Origin of the sequence: Flavobacterium tistrianum (assembly GCF_003254545.1) — a bacterium.
Lineage (GTDB): Bacteria > Bacteroidota > Bacteroidia > Flavobacteriales > Flavobacteriaceae > Flavobacterium > Flavobacterium tistrianum.
The window spans coordinates 172,073-194,968 of the sequence record NZ_QJRH01000066.1; the positions used below are offsets into that span (position 1 = coordinate 172,073).

Consider the following 22,896-nt stretch of genomic DNA (forward strand, 5'->3'; position numbering starts at 1 on the left):
AGCAAACAAATCGTTAACGGAACAATTTGTTAATGTTAACACAATTCGCATAAAAAGTTTGATATTTAACAAAAAATTCATTGGTTTTATTGGCCTGCCGACGATTTTTCCTAATATATTTTAAGAGTAATTATATTTTTAGCAATTCGAGATACCTAATATAACAATATTAATAATTAAGAACCCTTTTTCTAATATTACAACAAAAATGTAAGCAAAAGCACTATTTCAATACATTATATTTAACGAAATCTTTATTTTTGTAAAAAAAATATCAAGAATGAGAGTTAAAGAACAAGGGCTTTATCTGCCTGAATTTGAACACGACAATTGTGGTGCAGGATTTATTTGTAATTTGAATGGTATTAAGTCAAATGATATTATTCACAAAGCATTAGACATCTTAATTAAATTGGAACATCGTGGTGCCGTAAGTTCTGATGGAAGAACTGGTGACGGAGCCGGAATTTTATTCGACATTCCTCATGATTTTTTTAAGAAAGTATGTGACTTTGAAATCCCAGAAGCGCGTGAGTATGCAGTAGGAATGGTTTTTTTACCAAAAAGCAAAAACCAGGTTTCTTTTTGCATTAATGCATTTGAAGCAACTATCAAAGATCAAAACTTAAAGGTTTTAGGTTGGAGAGATGTACCCGTTGACGTTGAAAATCTAGGTGAAATTGCCGCAGAAAAAGAACCAACAATTAAACAAGTTTTCGTTTCTAAAAACGGACAGGATTTAACTGAACAAGAATTTAATGCAAAACTTTTTGCTGCTAGAAAAATTGCTGAACATGCCGTAAGAGGATCTAAAACCTCAGAAAGCCACATGTTTTATTTTACTAGTTTATCGACAACTACTATAATATATAAAGGTCTATTGATGCCAGAAGACATCAGCCGTTATTATATAGATTTGAAAGATCCGGACTTGGTGACGCGTTTAGCGCTTGTACACCAACGTTTCTCTACAAATACATTCCCATCTTGGGATCTAGCTCAACCGTTTAGATACATGTGTCATAATGGTGAGATCAATACACTTCGTGGAAACGTAAGCCGTATGCGTGCTCGTGAAGAGCTTATGCAGAGCAAAGTTTTTGGAGAAGACATCAAAAAATTATTCCCAATTATCTTAGAAGGAAAATCAGATTCTGCTTCTATGGATATGGTAATTGAACTTTTATTAATGACTGGCCGTTCTCTTCCAGAGGCAATGATGATGGTGGTTCCTGAAGCTTGGGAAAAACACCAAACAATGTCTCCTGAGAAAAGAGCTTTCTACGAGTACAATGCTTGTATCATGGAGCCTTGGGATGGTCCTGCTTCTATTCCGTTTACAGACGGTAACGTAATTGGAGCTTTACTAGACAGAAATGGTTTACGTCCTTCTCGTTATACATTAACCCATAGCGGATTCGTAATTATGTCATCTGAAATTGGTGTATTAGACATCGATCCAGAAGATGTGATTCAACACGGTCGTTTGGAGCCAGGAAAAATGTTCTTGGTTGATATGAACGAAGGGCGTATCATCGAAGACGAGGAAGTTAAAAAAGCGATCGTTACAAAACGTCCATACAAACAATGGGTTGAAGAAAACTTATTGCCACTTGCTAAAGTTCCTTACACCAACAATCCTACTCCTGTTGAAAAATTAGATTTCTTAACAAGACAGCGTTTGTTTGGTTACACCATTGAAGATTTAAAAACAATCATCAACCCAATGGGAAGCGACGGAGCTGAAGCAATCAGTTCTATGGGTAATGATACGCCTTTGGCAGTTCTTTCAGATCAACCTCAGTTGTTGTACAACTACTTCAAACAATTGTTTGCTCAGGTTACTAACCCGCCTTTGGATGGTATTCGTGAAGAAATCATTACTGATATCAGTTTAGCAATTGGTGGTGATTTCAATATTTTCGAAATTGAATCTAAACAATGTAAAAAACTAAAAATCCAAAATCCAGTTATTTCTAATGAGGATTTGGATAAAATTAGAAATATCGATCACGCAGATTTCAAATCGGCTACAATTTCTACTTTATACAAAATAGAAAAAGGAGTTAACGGTTTAGAGCGTGCGCTTGAAAAATGTGTTCAAGCAACTTTTAAAGCGGTTAATGAAGGATGCAACATCATCATTTTATCTGATAGAGGCGTTAGCGAAGAATTGGCTCCAATCCCAATGTTATTGGCTTGTTCTTATATTCACCACTCTTTGAACATTTTACAAGTTCGTTCTAAATTCGGAATCATTATCGAATCTGCAGAACCACGCGAGCCTCATCATTTTGCTTTATTGTTCGGATACGGTGCAAGTGCAATCAATCCTTACATGGTAAACGAAATCATTCACGATCAAGTTGAAAAAGGTTTCATTACAAAAGTAAAAGCTGATTATGCAGTTGTTAACTACAACAAAGCGATCGCAAAAGGAATCGTGAAAATCATGAACAAAATTGGTATCTCTACTTTACATTCGTACAGAGCTGCTCAGATTTTCGAGATTTTAGGATTAAACAAAACATTTACATCTAAATACTTCCCTTACACTCCATCTAGAATTGAAGGAATTGGTTTAATGGAAGTAGAAAAAGAGGTTAAAAAACGTTTCCAAAAAGCTTTCCCAAATTCAAAAATTGCAAACTTGCTTTCTCTTGAAATTGGAGGTATTTACAGATGGAGACGTGGTGGAGAAAAACACATGTTTAACCCAACTACGATTTCTAAATTACAACAGGCAGTTCGTTTAAACAGCCCAGAAAGCTATAAAGAATATGCTAATGCGGTAAACGAGCAAAGCTCAAACTTAATGACGATTAGAGGTTTGTTTGAATTCAACAATTTAGATCCAATTTCTATTGACGAAGTAGAGCCTTGGACAGAAATTGTGAAGAAATTCAAAACCGGAGCAATGTCTTACGGTTCTATCAGCCAAGAAGCGCACGAGAACTTAGCGATTGCAATGAACAGAATTGGTGGAAAAAGTAACTCTGGAGAAGGTGGAGAAGATCCAAGACGTTTCCAGAAAGAAATTAACGGAGATTCTAGGAACTCTGCCATCAAACAAGTTGCTTCTGGACGTTTTGGAGTTTCGATCAACTATTTGACAAACGCAAGAGAAATCCAAATCAAAATGGCTCAAGGTGCAAAACCTGGAGAAGGTGGACAATTACCTGGAGAAAAAGTAGTGCCTTGGATTGCTGAAACTAGAAACTCTACTCCTTATGTAGGTTTGATCTCGCCTCCGCCTCACCACGATATCTACTCTATTGAGGATTTATCTCAGTTGATTTACGATTTGAAAAACGCAAACCGCGAAGCTCGTATCAACGTGAAATTAGTTTCTGAAGTTGGAGTTGGAACAATCGCTGCCGGTGTTGCCAAAGCAAAAGCTGACGTTATCTTAATCTCTGGTTATGATGGAGGAACAGGTGCTGCACCATTAACATCATTACAGCACACAGGTATTCCGTGGGAGCTTGGTTTAGCTGAAGCACAGCAAACGCTTATTTTAAACGACTTAAGAAGCCGTGTAGTTCTTGAATGTGACGGACAGTTGAAAACAGGACGTGACGTGGCGATTGCAGCTTTATTAGGTGCTGAAGAATTCGGTTTCGCCACTGCTCCGCTTGTAGCTTCTGGATGTATCATGATGAGAGCTTGTCACTTGAATACTTGTCCAGTTGGTATTGCAACTCAGGATCCTGAATTGAGAAAAAATTTCAAAGGAACTCCAGAGCACGTAATCAACTTCATGTATTTCATTGCTGAGGAGTTAAGAGAAATCATGGCGCAGTTAGGTTTCAGAACTTTAAAAGAAATGGTAGGTCAGTCTCAAAAATTAAATGTAGACAAAGCTATCAAACATTATAAAGCTAATGGTTTAGATTTATCAACTATTTTATACAAACCGGAAAAAGCGAAAACAGTTCCAAATCACAACACAACAACTCAAGACCACGCTCTTGAAAACGTATTGGATTTTGACATCATCAAAGAAGCTATTCCGTCTATCTATAGAAAAGAGAAAACGAGAGTTACATTCAAAATCAAAAATACAGACCGTTCTGTAGGTGCGATTTTGAGTAACGAAATCTCAAAAATTTATGGCGCACAAGGATTACCAGATGACACTATTTTAGTTGATTTTGAAGGTTCTGCCGGACAAAGTTTTGGTGCATTCGCAACAAACGGATTGTCATTTAAAATTCACGGAAACTGTAATGACTATTTAGGAAAAGGTCTTTCTGGAGGAAAACTAATTGTAAAAGTACCTCCTACTGCGACTTTCAACCCTGAAGACAACATCATTATTGGAAACGTTGCCCTTTACGGAGCTATTACCGGAGAGGCTTATATTAATGGTATCGCAGGAGAGCGTTTCTGTGTGAGGAACTCTGGAGCAACAGCAGTTGTTGAAGGAATTGGAGATCACGGATGCGAATACATGACTGGTGGTACAGTAGTAGTTTTAGGAAAAACAGGAAGAAACTTCGCAGCTGGTATGAGCGGCGGTGTAGCTTATGTTTACGATCCAAATAAGAAATTCGATTCTACAGTTTGCAACATGGAAATGGTTGCATTCGATCCAATGGAAGAAGAAGAAGATCTTACGAAACTAAGAAAACTGATCAAAAATCATTCATTGTACACCAGCAGTCCATTAGCAAAAAGAATTTTAGCAGACTGGGAAAACCAACAACAGCACTTCGTAAAAGTAATGCCGACGGATTACAAAAAAGCATTACAAAGAATTGCAGAAGAAAAACAAATAGAAGAATTAATAGCTTAATTAAAGGTTCTGAGATACAAAGGTGCAGAGGTGCTAAGTTTTTAACTCACCTCTCACATTTTACAACTCACAACTAAATTTATTAAAAATGTCATGGGTAAAATAGGCGGATTTAAAGAGTATAATAGAGCCGACGAAAGTAATTTAGCAGTTGCAGAACGTGTTTCGAACTACAACGAATTTACTATTCCGGTTCCAAAAGATAAATTAAAAGAACAAGGATCAAGATGTATGGACTGTGGAATTCCTTTTTGCCACAGCGGTTGTCCGTTAGGAAATTTAATTCCTGACTTCAACGACATGGTACATCAGGAAGAATGGCAGAGCGCGTTAGAGATTTTACAATCTACTAATAACTTCCCTGAATTTACAGGACGCTTATGCCCTGCTCCATGTGAGAAATCATGTGTATTGGGAATCATCAAAGATCCGGTTTCTATCGAAAACATCGAAAAAAGCATCGTAGAAAGAGGTTTCGCAGAAGGATGGATTAAACCTCAGCCACCAAAATCAAGAACTGGCAAAACAGTTGCCGTTATTGGTTCAGGACCTGCAGGTCTTGCAGCTGCGCAACAATTAAACAGAGCGGGTCATACTGTAACTGTTTTTGAAAGAGACAACGCAATTGGAGGTTTATTACGTTACGGAATTCCAAATTTCAAATTAGAAAAAGGAATTATCGACCGTCGTGTAGCTATTCTAGAAGCAGAAGGAATCACTTTCAAAACAAACGTAAACGTTGGGGTAAACTTCAGCGTTGAAGAATTAAACCAATTCGATTCTATCGTTTTATGCGGAGGAGCAACTGAAAGAAGAAGCTTGCCAACTAAAGGAATCGAAAGTAAAGGCGTTGTTCAGGCAATGGATTTCTTAACGCAGCAAACTAAAGTTTTATACGGAGAATCAATTCCAGACCAAGTTAAAGCAACTGGAAAAGATGTAATCGTTATTGGTGGTGGAGATACTGGTTCTGACTGTATCGGAACTTCTAACAGACATGGAGCAAAATCGGTAACTAACTTCGAGATTTTACCAAAACCTCCTGTTGGAAGAAGCGAGTCAACTCCTTGGCCTTTCTGGCCGTTGCAGTTGAAAACATCTTCTTCTCACGAAGAGGGTTGCGACAGAAACTGGTTGATCAACACTAAAGAATTCATTTCTAACGAAAAAGGCGAATTAACAGGACTAAAAACAGTTGAAGTTCAATGGAAAATGACTCCAGGAAATAGACCAGAATTAATCGAAAAAGAAGGTTCTGAGAAAATCTGGCCTTGTGATTTAGCTTTATTGGCTCTTGGGTTTACTGGTCCTGAGAAAACTTTAAGCGAGCAATTAGGTATCGAAATTGACGCAAGAAGCAACTATAAAGCCCATAATTACCAAACAAATGTTCCTCACATTTTCACTGCTGGTGATATGCGTCGTGGACAATCATTAATCGTGTGGGCTATTTCAGAAGGTCGCGAAGCAGCAAGAGAAGTAGATTTATTCCTTATGGGATCTACAAACTTGCCTACTAAAGGAAAAGGAGATTTACCGAGTCTTTAATTTTTAAGGTTCTGAGATGCTAAGGTGCTAAGTTTTTTTCCTTGCATTTTATTTAATCTTTATTCCGATAACAACATAACTACTACAAACCCTTGAATTTATATTCAGGGGTTTTGTTTTTTTGTTTTGCCACAGATTAAAAGGATTAAATGGATTTTTTCTGTTGCCACGACCCGAGCGATAGCGAATTGGCGAAGCAATCGCTCGGGTCGTGGCAAACAAAAAATAATCTGTGAAAATCATTTTAATCAGTGGCAAAAAAAATAATTTCAACGTCACGTAGAAATTAGAAAAATTCGTGAATTCGTGGCGAAAAAAACTTTGTATCTTAGCATCTCAGTCCCGATAGCTATCGGGATAGCACCTTTAAAAAGGTTACAAAACTCCAAAAACACCAACTTTTTGTTTAAAATAAAACAATTTGTTATATTTTGTTATTTTTCTGCAAATTATTTGCTGGTAATCAAAAGTGTAATAACTTTGCTCAAAATAATTTGAAAAATGCAAGCAAAAGATTTACTGCAGTTAGCAGACCAATTTGGAAGTCCATTGTATGTTTACGATGCTGAAAAAATCCAATCTCAGTACAATAGATTAACTAAAGCTTTCTCTAAGGTAGAAAACTTAAGAGTTAATTATGCCATGAAGGCATTGTCTAACATTGCAATTCTTCAGTTATTAAAGAACATGGGGTCTGGATTAGACACTGTATCTATTCAGGAAGTTCTATTAGGACTTCATGCTGGCTATGAACCCGAAAGAATTTTCTTTACACCAAACGGCGTTTCTTTAGAAGAAATCGAAGAAGTTGCCGCAATGGGTGTACAAATCAATATCGACAATTTATCTATTTTAGAGCAGTTCGGAACAAAACATCCACATATTCCGGTATGTATCCGTATCAATCCGCACGTAATGGCAGGAGGAAATGCTAATATTTCTGTTGGACATATCGATAGTAAATTCGGAATCTCTGTGCACCAAATTCCGCACATTTTGCGAATTGTAGAGAACACAAAAATGAGCATTATCGGAATTCACATGCACACAGGATCTGATATTTTAGATATCGAAGTATTCTTGTATGCTGCTGAAATCTTGTTTGATACAGCTAAACATTTCAAAGATTTACAATTCTTAGATTTCGGAAGCGGATTCAAAGTGCCTTATAAAAAAGACGATATCGAAACAGACATCGAAGAATTAGGTAAAAAATTATCTAAAAGATTCAATGCTTTCTGTACAGAATACGGAAGAGATTTAACACTGATTTTTGAACCAGGAAAATTCCTAGTGAGTGAAGCAGGTCATTTCTTAGTAAAAGTAAACGTAGTAAAACAAACAACCTCAACAGTTTTCGCTGGAATCGACAGTGGTTTTAACCACTTAATCCGTCCAATGTTTTATGGATCTTCGCACCATATCGAAAACATCTCTAATCCAAAAGGAAAAGAGCGTTTTTACTCTGTTGTAGGATACATTTGCGAAACGGATACTTTTGCTAACAACCGTAGAATCGCTGAAATCACCGAAGGTGACATTTTAGAATTCAGAAACGCTGGAGCATATTGTTTCTCAATGTCTTCAAACTACAACTCAAGATACAAACCAGCAGAAGTTCTATGGAAAGACGGAAAAGGAATCTTGATTCGTCAAGCCGAAACATTTGAAGATTTACTTAAAAATCAAATTCCGTTGCCAGAAGAAATTGCTGCTACGGTATAACAATAGAAAAAAAGAGAATATCAATTGTTGAAATCCCGTTCCCGAAAGGTGAGCGGGATTTTTTTTTTGCTCAATCTTGTCATTTCGACGGAGGAGAAATCTTCACAAGAAACTCCGCAGTGAAAGTCAAAGTTCACGCCAGTTTTGTCATTTCGACGTAAGGAGAAATCTTCGCAAGTAGCTCTACAAAGATTAGAAACAAAATCATGAAAAAGAAAGAAAAATCTTAAATAAATTTTATCTCTAACATCAAAAAAATGCTACATCAAGAAGGCTATCATACTTACTACGTATACATCCTAACAAACAAATACAAAACCGTTTTCTATACAGGAGTGACAAATAATTTAAAAATCCGTTTGAGTCAGCACAAAGAAAACAATACAACTGGAAACAAAACCTTTACATCAAAATACAATGCTATTTATTTGCTGTAATACGAAAAATTTACTTGGATTCAAGAAGCCATTGTTCGCGAAAAAGAAGTAAAAGACTGGCGCAGAGAGAAGAAAATCGAATTAATAAAAACTATTAATCCTGATTTGGATTTTTTGAATTATTTATTTGAATAACATTTCCAATCTTTGTAGAGTTACTTGCGAAGATTTCTCCTTCGTCGAAATGACAAGATTGTGGGTAAACTTTACGTAATCAAAACAAAAAAATTATTTAATACCTAAACAAATGAGCTTTGAAGTACTTAACATACGTAAAATAGACTCTTCAACAGGAAATTTCAAATTACATGAAGACTACATTCTTTCCTATGATCATTTTGATGGTTGGTCAGAAAGATTATTGAGCTTAGGGATTTATGTAGATATCATTTTTGAATGTAAAGTTCGATTACATTTTCTTGATAAAAATATGGAACAATTCGAAAAACAATTTGAATGTGAAATACCATCAGAAATTAAAACCTTAATTTTAGGATTCATAAATCTCGACCAAGTAGTATTAAAACATTACTATGCAGATATGTTTTTAGAAGATGAAACTAGACAAAATTATGTTATTAATCATTTAGGAAAATCACATAACATTACCATAGGGACTTTGCTCAAAAAATTGCAACCAGAAAACTCATCCGAAGAATTATTTTTTAATCTAATAGATCTTTTCAAAAAATGGCGAGAAGAAATTTATCATGAATGCTTAAAGGAATTAGCACCATCCAATCAAATTCCTATTAATGAAAAGCGGAAACGAAAAAGATAAAAAGTTATTCAAAAGCATAAATCAAATTACCTCAGAAAAATCATATATTTACTCTTCAATAAAATCAAAAAAATTAAATACCTTTGAAACTATGAGCACGACATCAAAACCAAAACATATCGGCAGAAACATCAGCCGAATCAGAGAGCTTAAAGGTATGAAACAGGAAGCGCTTGCAATTGCAATTGGTTTAAGCCAACAGACTGTTTCTAATATTGAAGCAAGCGAAACTATTGATGAAGATAAACTTGTTGAAATTGCAAAAGCTTTAGGCGTAACTAAAGAGGTGATTGAAAATTTTTCTGAAGAATCAGTTTTTAATTTCTTTAATAACTTTTATGACAATAGTGCAAATAACGGAGCGCAAGGAAGTGGAAACACTAACAATTCTTGCACTTTCAATCCACTTGATAAAGTTGTAGAACTTTACGAACGTTTGGTTCAGGCTGAAAAAGACAAAGTAGAGTATTTAGAAAAATTACTAAAAGGAAAATAATTCCTTCAAATTATAAATTTTAAGAAAGCACAAATATCTTTTTATTTTGTGCTTTTTTTAATGTGACCTTTAAATTTAGTTATTACTAATCTATTTCTAAATGTCAAAACTTCAATTCCATTTTATTGCTTTTCTATTCCCGCTCTTATTATTATCACAAAATAAAATCTCCAAATCTGAAGTTCAAAAAATAATTAAAGACAGTCAAGCAGCAAAGAAAGATGGCTCTATTAGTTTACCTTCAATAAAATCATGGAAATTTAATAATGTTGATAGTTTATATTTTAAAAGCGATACATTAATTGCAATTCAAAATAAGGCAAATACACAAAATGATTTTTGCGAATTTATTGATTGGACTTTTTATCAAAAAAAGGCATTTATTTTAGGTCGCTGTTCTTTTTGTAAAGAACCTCCGTCACGAATAGTTACAAAATATCCTAAAGATTATTTTTCGATTGCAATCTATGAAGTTGAAAACAAAACAATGATAGATATTCTCAGATATGACAAAATGATTGTGGAATCATTTAATGTAATAAAAATTGAAAGTGACGAAAAATTTATTAAAATAAAACTAGTTCGAAGATTTATTCCCGAACCATATGATGAAGTTTATTAGATATATTTACATTCTAAATCCAAACCCCAAAAATCAAATGAAACCTACAATCCTACTATCAACACTATTACTATTATTTGCAACCAATTCATTCAGCCAAACCCTTGGTGATTTAAAACTAAAACCAAAAGAAATTCCAAAAGGCGGTTATATGGTAAGCGACGGAAATATTTGCATTACGCCGCAAGCTTGTAGTTTTTATAATGATATTGAAACCTACAGTAACATTGTTGGAACTATAAAAAGTAAAGCTATTCAGAGTTTTAAAAGCAAAGCAGATCGTGGTTCTATTATGTATTTTGAATTTGATCACGTTTTTAAAGGCGATCGTTTTCTGCAAGGTTTACTTTGGGGAAAAGCAGGCGAGCCAACAGATGAGCATCCAGAAGAATATGTTGTAAAAGGAAAATTTCTAATCATTTGGAGTTTGAAAGCAGATAGTCCGCTAAAGGAAAAATCGGAAACCAAAATAGAAACGCTTTTGCCATAAAAACCTAATCAGAGCTTCATTTTAAATGCTTAATTTTGCTCGATAAAAAAATACAAAATGAAACCACAAATACGAATCTTAATTTATTCTATCCTCTTCTTTTTATATCTTACTTCTACGCACCTTCTGCTTGAATTAAACGAAAAATTTAAAGGTGATCCTTTTGTAACTTTAGGAGCTGGTTTCGGTATTTTAAATCTTATTTATGCCTTTACAGCTTTAAAATGGAAACCTTTGCTTAATGCACTTTGTGCCATCGGAATTGCTGCTTTAGCAATGTTTTTGGCTCTACAATTTACCAATTTGCATCTGTTTGTCAATTACGATCCTTATCAGGTTAAAACTGCCATTTTTGCTAATGCTGTTTTCTCAATTATCTTTTGGGAGATTGTGTATCAGGTGAAAATTAGGAAATCTAAATAATATATTCAATTGCCTCCAGCTTTAGCTGGAGGTTCATAAAAAGTCTCAAAAGGGCTTTAGCCAAATCGCTTTTTGGGCTAAAGCCTTTTTTATATCAATACCTATACCCCCAGCTAAAGCTGGAGGCAATTCATAATATGATTTGCGAGGATGGGATCCAATAATTCATAAAACCATAAATTTTCGTACGTATTTTTTTATATTCGCATTTTAAATTTATCTAAGCCTAATATGAAAATTATAAGTTGCGGTGGCTTTATTTATCTGAAAAACGGAAAATACGAATGGATTCAGCAGGAACAAATTCTCAATAGTAACTCCTAAATTTATGGAACATGAAAAGTACAGCAGAAATCGCTAATCGTTTTAGAGAAGTCATTTTAAACGGAACTTGGATTGCAAACACCAATTTTAAAGATCAGCTAGAAAATCTAGATTGGAAAATTGCTGTTAGTCCGATTCAGAATTTAAATACGATTGCATCTTTGGCTCAGCATGTTCATTATTACATAAACGGAATCAATCAGGTTTTTAATGGTGGAACTTTGGATATAAAAGACAAATTTAGTTTTGATTTTCCTCCGATCCATTCGCAGGAACAATGGAATAATTTTCTAACTAAATTTTGGAATGATGCCGAAGTGTTTGCTTCTTTTGTAGAACGATTGCCTGACGAAAAACTCGATGATGTTTTTGTAGATGCCAAATACGGAACCTACAAAAGAAACATAGAGGCTATGATTGAACATAGTTATTATCATTTAGGACAAATTGTATTAATCAAAAAACAACTCGCACATTAAAATTGCATATAAACCTTTTATGAAAAAAATCACGATCTTATTATTGTTTATTGTTCTGTTTTCGAATTGCAAACCAGAGAAAAAAGATGAAGTTAAAACTGTTGTTTCAAATGAAAAACTTTCAATTGAAAAACCTTTTATTTTGACAGTTGAAAAAATCGATTCTACTCAATTTCCCGCTTCTATAAAATATGAAGGTTTTATAAAAAATGCGGTTAGATGGAAAGATAAATTGGGAGATAATATTGTAATTACTACAGAAACTGGCTACCATTTCAACAAAAAATTTGTACACGAAACTGATGGTTCTGATGCTGAATTATTTGCCTATCATTTTATAGTTTCTGGCAACGAAGTGAAACAAACTTGGAAAGTGTACGATTATATTTCAGATTGTCCGGTTGATATTGTTGCTTCATTTGTTAAAAACACTTTTCAAGTCACAGATTTAGACAAAAACGGAATTGCGGAAACTTGGCTCATGTATAAAACCGTATGTCATGGCGATGTTAGCCCTTGTGACATGAAGATTATTATGTACGAAGGCAATACAAAATATGCCATGCGAGGTGAAAACAAAGTTAAAATTGGTATAGATGACAACGGTAAAAAACTGTTTGAAGGCGGCGAATATAAATTGGACGAAAACTTTAAAAAAGGTCCAAAAGTTTTTAAAGAGTTTGCTGAAAAATTATGGAGTGATAATGTAATTGAAACTTGGGAAAATTAATTTTTTCTTTCACATCAAAATCTCCATCCTGCTCCTCAAATAAATTAGAAAAAGGCATAGTTGTTGAAAGTTAAATAAAATATATTTGCAACTTCAAAAAACAAACTATGCAAAAAATTACTTTTCTCGTTTCTATATTGTTTTTAGCCCTTTCTTCTTGTGGGGTAAAAACAACACAATCAATGCTTAGCGATGGAAATTACGACGGTGCAATTGATCGCGCTGTTGAAGCGCTTCGCACCAAAAAAGATTCTAAAGGAAAACAAGATTATGTCTATTTACTAGAAGAAGCTTTTGCAAAAGCCAAAGATCGCGATTTGCGTAATCTTGAAATGCTGAACAAAGAGAATAATCCTGCTAATACTGAACGCATCTACAACACTTATTTACAATTAAATAATCGTCAGGAAAAAATTAGACCTATTCTCCCTTTGCCTTTATTGAAGCTGGGACGAAATGCAAATTTTCCGTTTGATAATTATTCGAATGAAATTGTAAACAGTAAAAATGCACTTTCGAAATATTTATATGAAAATGCTTCGGGACTTTTAAAATCAAACAATAAATTGGATTTCAGAAAAGCGTATGATGATTTTGCATATTTGGAAAGCATTAATCCAGGTTACAAAAACACCAAAAAGCTAATGGATGATGCGCAGTTTAAAGGAACTGATTTTGTAGATGTTTACGCTAAGAATGAAACCGAAATGGTGATTCCAAAAATGCTTCAGGACGATTTATTAGATTTTAAAACCTACGGATTAAATGATAAATGGACAGTTTACCACAGCGCGAGACAAAAAAATGTAACCTATGACTATAGTTTGATTTTGAGTTTTAGACAGATTGCAATTTCGCCAGAGCAAATTAAAGAGAAAGAATTTGTTAAGGAAAGACAAGTTAAAGATGGTGTAAAAACGCTTTTGGACAGTCGCGGAAGACCTGTAAAAGATAGTTTAGGAAAAGAAATTAAAGTAGATAATTATAAAACGCTTCGTGCCACGGTTTACGAATTCAGACAGTTTAAGTCTTGCCTTGTAACAGCAAAAGTCGATTATATAGATTTAAAAAGTAATCAGCTAGTGCAGACTTTCCCGATAAGCAGCGAATATGTTTTTGAAAATATTTATTCTACTTACAAAGGAAACAGAGGCGCTTGTGATGATAATTATCTCGGGTATTTTGACAAACGTGCTGTTGCGTTTCCTAACAACGAACAAATGGTTTATGATACTGGTGAAGACTTGAAAGCCAAGCTGAAAGACATCATCGTAAAGAATAAATTTAGACGGTAATTATATAACAAGATTATAGAGAAAAAGACGCATTTTTGATGCGTCTTTTTTTATTTAGGTTCTTCTCATTTAAAAAAAATCATGTTTTTATATTGCGCAACCAAAAAGTTGCGTATATTTGCAACTGATTAGTTGCGAATAAATATTCCAAAAACATGAAAAGAGATATTTTTCAAGCTATTGCCGATCCGACGAGAAGAGCAATATTAGTTTTGATTTCTTCGAGTGCATTAACCCCAAATGCAATTGCAGAACAGTTTCAAACTACAAGGCAGGCGGTTTCTAAACACATTAAAATATTGAACGAATGTGATTTATTGGAAGAAAAGAAATTGGGCAGAGAAATTTATTATCAGCTCAAAATTGAGAAAATGAAAGAAGTTGATCAATGGCTGGAGCAATTTAAAGCAATTTGGGAACAGCGTTTTAGCCAATTGGATCAAGTATTACTTAACTTAAAATCTAAAGAAAATGAAGACTGATTTATTAATGAATTTTTCTGTAGACAAGGAAAATAAAATGGTGAATGTAAAACGCGAATTTGATGCACCATTGTCAAACGTTTGGTCTGCATGGACAGAACCTGAGATTCTAGATTTGTGGTGGGCGCCAGCTCCGTTTAAATCTAAAACTAAAACTATGGAATTTAAAGAAGGCGGACGAAGATTGTATGCCATGGTTGGTCCTGACGGCACTGAGCGCTGGAGCTATTTTGAATATTCTTCGATTTCTCCTAAAACTAACTTTAAACATTCTGCTACTTTTTCTGATGCCGATGGAAATCCAAATTCAGAATTTGGCAGTTCATATTGGGATATCACTTTTTCTGAAGAAGGTGGTTCGACAATTGTTGATATTGTGATCAAAAGAGACAGTTTTGAAGAACTGCAAAAAATAATCGAAATGGGCTTTAAAGAAGGTTTCACTTCTGCAATGCAAGGTTTGGACAAAGTCTTAGCGGAGAAATAAAAGCTGTTTTAATTGAATTAACTATTTAACAAACTTTAAAATCTAAAAAAATGAAATCAAATCTTTTAATGAATTTTACTGTAGATAAAGAAAATAATACTGTAAATGTAAAACGCCAATTTGATGCGTCATTGCCTCAAGTTTGGTCAGCTTGGACAGAACCTCAAATTCTAGATTTATGGTGGGCGCCAGCTCCATGGAAATCTAAAACAAAAAGCATGGATTTTAAAGAAGGCGGACGAAGATTATATGCAATGCTTGGGCCAGAAGGCGAAGAACATTGGGCCATTGCTGATTTTACTTCAATTAGTCCGAAAACTAATTTTAAATACTCAGATGCTTTTAGCGATAGCGAAGGAAATTTAAACAACGAATTTCCGCGTTCTGACTGGAATGTAACTTTCTCAGAAAAAGACGGTTCTACTTTTGTAGACGTTGTTATTAAACACGAAAAACTATCTGATTTGGAAATGATTATTCAAATGGGATTCAAAGAAGGCTTCACCATTGCAATGGAAGGTTTGGATACTATTTTTGCTGAAAAAAATAAGAACTAAATAAATTCTTACTATTTGTTAAATCCTGCATTTTTGCAGGATTTTTTTGTATTTTCGATTTGAAAATTAATTTTATGATCTAAAAAACTAAAAAAAATACAAATGATGAAATTCTTCACTTTCCTGTTTTTATTTATAACAGCTACTGTTTTCTCTCAAAACAGATACGAGCTTTCTGACGAAGGACAAGACAAACTCTATCTTTCTGACTCTATTTCAAATCTTGCTAAAGCCGGAAAAATTACAGATCATCCGATTGTGGTGGTTGACGGAATTCCGCATCGCTTTGAAGATCTAGAAAAAGAAAAACTTGTTCTTTCTAAAATTGAAATCAAAAAAATTATTGCTCTTGAAAAAAAAGCTGGAATCAGTATTTATGGCAATTACGGAGAAGCTGGCGTTTTAATTGTTACCACAAATAGAAGTAGTTATTATAAGCCTGAGCAAGAAGTAAAACAAGAATCACTACCACAAAATTTTAAAAATTAATGACCAAATTTATTGCCCTAGCTTTTTTACTTTTTTCTTCCACTTTAACATTCAGCCAAAAGAATAAAGCTAAAACTATAGAAACTCCGAAGCCTTTTGTATTAGGCGTTATCGACGAAATTCAGTCAAAAGAATTAAACGAAAAAAGGATTTTAAACATCTATCTTCCTGAAGGTTATAATCCTGCCGAAGCGACAAAATATCCAGTCATTTATTTGCTGGACGGTTCTGCCGATGAAGATTTTATTCATATTTCGGGATTGGTTCAGTTTAATAGTTTTGAATGGATTAATCAGGTTCCGAAATCAATTGTTGTGGGTATTGCAACTGTTGACAGAAAAAGAGATTTTACTTTTCCTACTACTCTTGAAAAAGATAAAACCCGTTTTCCAACTACAGGACATTCCGATCAGTTTATTGCTTTTATTGAAAAAGAATTACAGCCTTTTATTGAAAAGAAATACAAGACCAATAATTCTAGAACCATAATCGGCCAGTCTCTTGGCGGATTATTAGGAACTGAAATTCTGCTTAAAAAGCCAAATCTTTTTAATAAATATGTTATAGTAAGTCCAAGTATATGGTGGAACAATGGTTCTTTGCTTGACTTGGATTCTGAAATGCTAAAAGAAAATTTTAATCAGCAAACTGAAATCTATATTGCTGTCGGCAAAGAAGGATTAGCCCCAACAGAAATTCCGCGCGTTATGGAAGTTGACGCTAATTTACTTGCAGAAAAATTAAAGGAATCTAAAAGCAAAAATGTAAAAGTCTATTTTGATTATTTCCCAGAAGAAAACCACGGGTCGATTCTACATACAGCTGTTTCTAATTCGTTTAAATTCTTTTATTCCAATATTAAAGAATAAAAAAATTGCTTTTATAAAAAACAACTCATTTTGTTTAACTAAAAAATCATAAAGGAAGAGTTTCTTTTATGATTTTTTGTTTTAACACTATAAATCAAAGAATAACAAAAAATTAAAAGACATTAAATAATTTTCTGAAAAAACAAACAAAATTACGGTTTCCCGTAAAGATCATAGATTCTTATTGCATTATATTTGGCTCCAAAAAAAGTCAAAAACTAATCAAAATAATTTAATCTAAACACCACTATTTTTATTACTTAATTAAATAAAGAATAACTATACACCAAAATAAAACAAATCTATTTAACCTAATTAACTTAATGAAAAAACAAATTTTATTTATTGCCTTAACTCTATTTTTAACTATTAAAAACTACTCTCAAATAACTTTCGAAAAAGGGTATATCATCTCAGAGAACAATCAAAAAACAGAATGCTTAATTGAGAATGTTGATTGGAAAAATACTCCAACCAATTTCAGATACCGACTTTCTAATGATTCGCCTATTATCGATGCAGATATTAAAACTGTAAAAGGTTTTGGAATTTCTGGTCAAAACAAATTTATAAGATCAACTGTAAATATCGATCGCTCCACAAAAAACCTGCAAAATATGAATAAAGACAAAAATCCTGTTTTTAGACAGGAAAACTTATTTCTGCAAGTTTTAATGGAAGGAAATGCTTCTTTGTATTTGTTTGATGATGGAACTGTAAGACGTTTCTTTTACAAAATGAATGATTCTGAAATAAAACAGCTTGTTTACAAAACTTACTTTGCAAATGACGACCAAATTGCTAAAAATAATCAATTTAGAGAACAGCTTTATCTTGACTTGAAATGTGATAATATTCAACAAAATGAATACGAGACATTAAGCTATACTAAAAGTTCTCTATTAGGTATTTTCACAAAATACAATAAATGCACGAATTCTGAATTTGTTGATCTTGAAGTAAAAGAAAAGAAAGACTTATTCAACCTTACACTTAGACCTAGATATAATAATAGCTCACTATCTATGGACAATTCTGTTTTTAAAGGAATGGATTTTGATTTTGGCGGAAAATCAAGCTTTAGCGTAGGGATTGAAGCCGAATTTATTTTGCCATTCAATAAAAACAGATGGTCTGTTATTGTTGAGCCAACGTATCAATATTACAAAGGAGAACAAACAATACAAAGCCCTCAAGTTGTTGGCGGAACTCTGACAGGCAAAGTAGATTACAAATCTATTGAACTACCAATCGGTCTTAGACGATATTTCTTCATCAATAAAAATGTCCAAATATTTGCTAATGGATCTCTTGTTGTAGATTTCAGTAACAACTCTAAAGTTAGCGTTACAAGAAAAGATGGATCTGAATTAAATAAATTGGATGTAAAATCAGGAATCAATTTTGGTTTTGGTTTAGGATGTAAATTTTTGGATAAATTTAGTGCAGAAGTAAGATACCAAACTCCGAGAGGTGTATTGGCTGAAAATCCTAACTGGGGTTCTTCTTACCAAACCACTTCTTTAATTGTTGGATATTCTTTTTTTTAATTTCAATTTAACTAATTATATATGCTAATTGAGAATCTTATCAATTAGCATATATAATTAAATAATAAACTATCCCAGCCACCCTTCTCGATCCAGACTTCTATATTGAATCGCTTCAGCAATATGAGAAGAAACAATATTTTCTGAATGATCCAAATCTGCGATGGTTCTCGAAACTTTTAAAATTCGATCGTAAGCTCTTGCGGAAAGATTCAATCGTTCCATTGCTGTTTTTAGCAACTCTTTTGAAGGTTCGTCTAAAACACAAAATTCTCTAATTAATTTACTGCTCATTTGGGCATTATAATGGACATTTTCGACGTTTTCAAATCGTTTGGTTTGGATTTCTCTCGCTGCGGTAACTCGTTTGCGAATTTCGACACTGCTTTCTGCTTTTCGTTCATCTGATAATTTCTCAAACGGAACAGGCGTAACTTCTATATGAATATCGATTCTATCCAATAAAGGTCCAGAAATTTTACTCATATAACGCTGCATTTCGTGTGGCGAAGAAGTATTCGGCATACTAGGATCGTTAAAAAATCCGCTCGGACTTGGATTCATACTGGCCACCAGCATAAAAGACGAAGGGTATGTAATTGTAAACTTGGCTCTTGAAATAGTTACTTCACGATCTTCTAATGGTTGGCGCATTACTTCTAAAACATCGCGTTTAAATTCTGGTAATTCATCTAAAAACAAAACACCATTGTGCGCCATGGAGATTTCGCCAGGCTGAGGATAACTTCCGCCTCCGACTAAAGCTACATTAGAAATAGTATGATGCGGACTTCTAAATGGTCTTTGATTCATCAAGCCGACTTCTTTTAATTTTCCTGCAACGCTATGAATTTTGGTAGTTTCCAATGCTTCGCGCAAAGTCATTGGCGGTAAAATACTTGGAACACGTTTGGCCAGCATCGTTTTTCCTGCTCCAGGCGGACCAATCAAAATTATATTATGACCGCCAGCAGCTGCAATTTCCATACAGCGCTTAATGCTTTCTTGTCCACGAACATCTGAAAAATCATGTTCGGGAAAATCTAATGTTTTGTAGAATTCTGCTCTTGTATCAATAACCGTTGGCTGTAACGCTCCTTTACCAGCAAAAAAATCAATGATTTCTTTTAAATTTTCAACCCCATAAACATCTAAACCCGCTACGATAGCGGCTTCTTTTACATTCTGAATTGGTAGAAAAAATCCTTTATAACCTTCTTCTTTGGCTTTGATTGCAATGGGTAATGCTCCGCGAATAGGCTGTAAACTTCCATCAAGAGAAAGTTCGCCCATAATAATATATCGTTCAATTTCAGGCGCTTTTATCTGATCTGAACCGACTAAAATTCCCATTGCCAATGTTAAATCATATGAAGATCCTTCTTTTCGAAGATCGGCTGGCGCCATATTGACTGTAATTTTCTTTCCTGGAAAATTAAATCCGTTATTTTTTAAAGCAGCGGCAATTCTAAAACTACTTTCTTTTATAGCATTATCTGGAAGTCCAACTAAATGATAACCAATTCCTTTATCCATATGAACCTCAACTGTAATCGTTGTGGCCTCAACACCAAATACGGCGCTTCCGTAAACTTTTACTAACATAATTATCTTTCATTAATAATTTTTAAAACTAATGAAAAATAATTAATATGTAAATATTTTATTACAAATAATTAAATCTAAAAAGGCAGTTGGATTTGATTCTTTATCTCCTCCACTATCCTACTCAGATCCAAACTACTCTGGTGTGACCAAAGTTTGCTTTCAATTTCATTATTCAGAATACAATTCTGGCATTCCATTATTTCATGAGAATATCCTTTTCCTAAAGTTGGCAAAGTAAAAGTGGCTTCTTTTTCTTCATTAATAAATAAAGAATAACCATCAGCAACATACCACGGAGCATTTAATTCTATTCGTCCTTTAGTTCCTGAAATAATCGCTTTCATATCAGATTCAGAGACTATAGAAGCATGCAAAGCCGATTGAGCAGTTTCGTATTGCAAAACCATTGAAGTTTGCAAATCGACATCGTTTTTATGTTTGATTGCTTTTGCTAAAATCTCTTTTGGTTTTCCTAATAGTATGTAAGACAGGAATAAAGGATAAACACCAATATCAAATAAAGCTCCTCCGCCTAATTCTTTATCAAACAGTCTTTTGTTTTCGGTTTCACTTCCGTGAAAGGCAAAATCGGCTTTTATATAATTTACCTCTCCTATTATTCCGTTGCCAATTTTCTGAAGAAGATTTTGAATTGACGGAATAAATCTTGTCCAAACAGCTTCCATAAAAAATACATTATTTTTTTTAGACGCTCCTATCATTCTCTGTGCATCTTGATAAGACAAAGCCATTGGTTTTTCGCAAAGAACATGTTTACCTTTTTCCAATGCTTTTATAGATAATTCAGCATGCGAATTATGAGGAGTTGCAATGTAAACAATCTCAACTTCTGAATCTTCAAAAAGCAAATCATAAGAATTGTACATTCTTAAAGCATTAAATTTTCCTCCAAATTCCTCAGCTTTAGTAAAATCTCTAGATGCAACTGCCGTCAATTCAGCATTTTCAATCAATAATAAATCTGACGCAAACTGAGTGGCAATATTTCCCAATCCTACTATTCCCCATTTAATTTTTCTATTCCCCATGTTTATAATATAATCATAAAAAGTGTTAAAATGATTCAAAAATATCCTTCACAATCAACTTCAGACGTTTTTTAAACAACAAATATCTATTATCCTACAAAAAATAGCAATCAATTACCCCAAAAATTATCAAAAAGGGTTGTAACTGAGAAAAAAATGTTGCCAAATTGTAAATTTTAAGTTTGTTTTAAGAAATTCACGCAAAATCATAGGGGCTAAATTTTAAATTTAACAAAAATTAAACATCAAACCCTATTTTTCTAGGGGGTATTAAATCATTTTATACTTTTATAAAAAATTTAAAACTAAATAACTATGCGAAAAATTATTTTAAGTGTGATTCTTATCACGATTTTGGTCCTAAGCTTTATTTCAAACTTTATCATTGCAGACAACCCAATTCCTGCAGAAGCGGTAAAGTTTGATACAGGAGATACTGCCTGGATGATCGTTGCTACTGCTTTTGTATTGTTAATGACACCTGGATTAGGATTCTTCTACGGAGGTATGGTAGGTAAGAAAAACGTAATTAGTACTATGCTTCAAAGTTTTATGGCTATGGTAATTGTTACTATACTTTGGACTGTTGTCGCTTTTGGATTGGCTTTTGGACCAACAATTGGAGGAATTATAGGAAACCCGTCTGAGAATTTGTTCTTTGCAGGAGTTGGAACTAATACAGCTTGGAGCCTTGCACCAACAATTCCATTTATATTATTCGCATTATTTCAGGCAAAATTCGCTATCATTACTCCTGCATTAATTACAGGTGCTTTTGCAGAACGTATTCGTTTCTGGGCTTATTTGTTATTCATGGTTTTATTCATATTATTGATATATGCTCCATTAGCTCACATGACATGGCATCCTGATGGAGTTTTCTTCAAAATGGGAGTTCTTGACTTCGCTGGAGGAACTGTAGTTCACATGAGCGCTGGATGGGCTGCATTGGCTGGAGCAATTTTCTTAGGAAAAAGAAAAGTTCAAAAAGTTAATCCTGCTAGAATTACTTATGTATTATTAGGAACAGGTTTACTTTGGTTCGGATGGTTTGGTTTCAACGCTGGATCTGCTTTAGGTGCTAATGGTCTTGCTGCTCAAGCTCTAGGAACAACTACTGTTGCTGCTGCCGCTGCTGCAATGGCTTGGGTTTTCCTTGATAAAATATTAGGACACAAATTATCTGCTCTTGGAGCTTGTATTGGAGCTGTTGTAGGTCTGGTTGCTATTACACCTGCTGCCGGATTTGTAAGCATTCCTCATGCAATCTTCATCGGTTTATTTTCTGCAATTGTAAGTAACATTGTAGTAAGCAAATTCCCTAAAGGAAAAATCGACGATGCTCTAGACGTATTTGCTTGTCACGGTGTTGGCGGTATGGTAGGTATGCTTTTAACTGGAGTTTTCGCTTCAAAAGCAATCAACCCTGCTGTTGGAGATAATCAAGGTTTAATCTTCGGAACTCCAACTTTATTCATCAACCAATTAACCGCTCTTGTTGTAGTTTCAATCTTTGCTTTTGTTGCTTCTTATGTATTGTTTTTTATTGTAAACAAAATCACTCCTCTAAGAGTTACAGAAGAAAAAGAAGAACTAGGATTAGACATCTCTCAACACGGAGAATTCTTATAATAAATTAATTTTCACTTTCGCTTGA

The 22,896-nt window shown here is 33.9% G+C and carries 20 protein-coding genes and 1 pseudogene; 19 read left to right on the plus strand and 2 right to left on the minus strand.

Annotated elements, in window-relative coordinates:
* Positions 1-280 precede the first annotated feature (280 nt).
* The 18 genes and pseudogenes from gltB to DMB71_RS08960 all read left to right on the plus strand — a co-directional run bounded on the left by gltB (position 281) and on the right by DMB71_RS08960 (position 18,582).
* A complete protein-coding gene (gltB, locus tag DMB71_RS08875; RefSeq protein WP_111365387.1) occupies positions 281-4,798 on the plus strand; it encodes a glutamate synthase large subunit in 4,518 nt (1,505 codons plus the stop codon).
* A gap of 93 nt (positions 4,799-4,891) precedes the next feature.
* Positions 4,892-6,346 (plus strand): glutamate synthase subunit beta, encoded by a 1,455-nt coding sequence (locus DMB71_RS08880; RefSeq protein ID WP_111365389.1) that lies wholly within the window; start codon positions 4,892-4,894, stop codon positions 6,344-6,346.
* Positions 6,347-6,847: 501 nt separating this feature from the next.
* On the plus strand, positions 6,848-8,071 hold the full coding sequence (gene lysA, locus DMB71_RS08885; RefSeq protein WP_111365391.1) for a diaminopimelate decarboxylase: 1,224 nt from the start codon (positions 6,848-6,850) through the stop codon (positions 8,069-8,071).
* Positions 8,072-8,328: 257 nt separating this feature from the next.
* Positions 8,329-8,643, plus strand: a pseudogene (locus tag DMB71_RS08890) (GIY-YIG nuclease family protein).
* Between the two features lie 112 nt (positions 8,644-8,755).
* The gene (locus DMB71_RS08895) at positions 8,756-9,289 is read left to right on the plus strand and encodes a hypothetical protein (RefSeq protein ID WP_111365393.1); all 534 of its coding nucleotides are present in this window, start codon (positions 8,756-8,758) and stop codon (positions 9,287-9,289) included.
* A gap of 91 nt (positions 9,290-9,380) precedes the next feature.
* A complete protein-coding gene (locus tag DMB71_RS08900; protein ID WP_111365483.1) occupies positions 9,381-9,785 on the plus strand; it encodes a helix-turn-helix domain-containing protein in 405 nt (134 codons plus the stop codon).
* 100 nt (positions 9,786-9,885) lie between these two features.
* Entirely contained in the window at positions 9,886-10,407 is a 522-nt protein-coding gene (locus tag DMB71_RS08905) for a hypothetical protein (RefSeq protein ID WP_111365395.1), read from the plus strand.
* A gap of 37 nt (positions 10,408-10,444) precedes the next feature.
* Positions 10,445-10,897, plus strand: a complete 453-nt coding sequence (locus tag DMB71_RS08910) for a hypothetical protein (RefSeq protein WP_111365485.1) — start codon at positions 10,445-10,447, stop codon at positions 10,895-10,897.
* 57 nt (positions 10,898-10,954) lie between these two features.
* Complete coding sequence (locus DMB71_RS08915; protein WP_111365397.1) at positions 10,955-11,320, plus strand: hypothetical protein; 366 nt, start codon at positions 10,955-10,957, stop codon at positions 11,318-11,320.
* 335 nt (positions 11,321-11,655) lie between these two features.
* Positions 11,656-12,123, plus strand: coding sequence for a DUF1572 family protein (locus tag DMB71_RS08920; RefSeq protein WP_111365399.1), 468 nt, complete (start codon positions 11,656-11,658; stop codon positions 12,121-12,123).
* A gap of 19 nt (positions 12,124-12,142) precedes the next feature.
* On the plus strand, positions 12,143-12,853 hold the full coding sequence (locus DMB71_RS08925) for a M949_RS01915 family surface polysaccharide biosynthesis protein (protein ID WP_111365401.1): 711 nt from the start codon (positions 12,143-12,145) through the stop codon (positions 12,851-12,853).
* A 107-nt stretch (positions 12,854-12,960) separates the two neighbouring features.
* The gene (locus DMB71_RS08930) at positions 12,961-14,148 is read left to right on the plus strand and encodes a hypothetical protein (protein WP_111365403.1); all 1,188 of its coding nucleotides are present in this window, start codon (positions 12,961-12,963) and stop codon (positions 14,146-14,148) included.
* A gap of 155 nt (positions 14,149-14,303) precedes the next feature.
* Positions 14,304-14,630, plus strand: a complete 327-nt coding sequence (locus DMB71_RS08935; RefSeq protein WP_008462100.1) for an ArsR/SmtB family transcription factor — start codon at positions 14,304-14,306, stop codon at positions 14,628-14,630.
* Positions 14,620-15,117, plus strand: a complete 498-nt coding sequence (locus DMB71_RS08940) for an SRPBCC family protein (RefSeq protein WP_111365405.1) — start codon at positions 14,620-14,622, stop codon at positions 15,115-15,117. The genes DMB71_RS08935 and DMB71_RS08940 overlap by 11 nt, the downstream gene beginning before the upstream one ends.
* Before the next feature lie 50 nt (positions 15,118-15,167).
* Entirely contained in the window at positions 15,168-15,674 is a 507-nt protein-coding gene (locus DMB71_RS08945) for an SRPBCC family protein (protein WP_111365407.1), read from the plus strand.
* 102 nt (positions 15,675-15,776) lie between these two features.
* The gene (locus DMB71_RS08950) at positions 15,777-16,163 is read left to right on the plus strand and encodes a hypothetical protein (protein ID WP_162614805.1); all 387 of its coding nucleotides are present in this window, start codon (positions 15,777-15,779) and stop codon (positions 16,161-16,163) included.
* Positions 16,163-17,032, plus strand: a complete 870-nt coding sequence (locus DMB71_RS08955) for an alpha/beta hydrolase (protein WP_111365411.1) — start codon at positions 16,163-16,165, stop codon at positions 17,030-17,032. The genes DMB71_RS08950 and DMB71_RS08955 overlap by 1 nt, the downstream gene beginning before the upstream one ends.
* A 323-nt stretch (positions 17,033-17,355) precedes the next feature.
* Complete coding sequence (locus DMB71_RS08960; RefSeq protein ID WP_111365413.1) at positions 17,356-18,582, plus strand: outer membrane beta-barrel protein; 1,227 nt, start codon at positions 17,356-17,358, stop codon at positions 18,580-18,582.
* Between the two features lie 69 nt (positions 18,583-18,651).
* On the opposite strand, the gene DMB71_RS08965 is transcribed toward DMB71_RS08960, so the two are convergent.
* The gene (locus DMB71_RS08965; protein WP_111365415.1) at positions 18,652-20,187 is read right to left on the minus strand and encodes a YifB family Mg chelatase-like AAA ATPase; all 1,536 of its coding nucleotides are present in this window, start codon (positions 20,185-20,187) and stop codon (positions 18,652-18,654) included.
* 77 nt (positions 20,188-20,264) lie between these two features.
* The gene (locus DMB71_RS08970) at positions 20,265-21,239 is read right to left on the minus strand and encodes a Gfo/Idh/MocA family protein (protein ID WP_111365417.1); all 975 of its coding nucleotides are present in this window, start codon (positions 21,237-21,239) and stop codon (positions 20,265-20,267) included.
* 315 nt (positions 21,240-21,554) lie between these two features.
* Here DMB71_RS08970 and DMB71_RS08975 point away from each other — a divergent pair, with 315 nt between their 5' ends.
* Positions 21,555-22,871: an ammonium transporter gene (locus DMB71_RS08975; RefSeq protein WP_111365419.1), complete on the plus strand. Its 1,317-nt coding sequence runs from the start codon at positions 21,555-21,557 to the stop codon at positions 22,869-22,871.
* Positions 22,872-22,896: the final 25 nt, after the last annotated feature.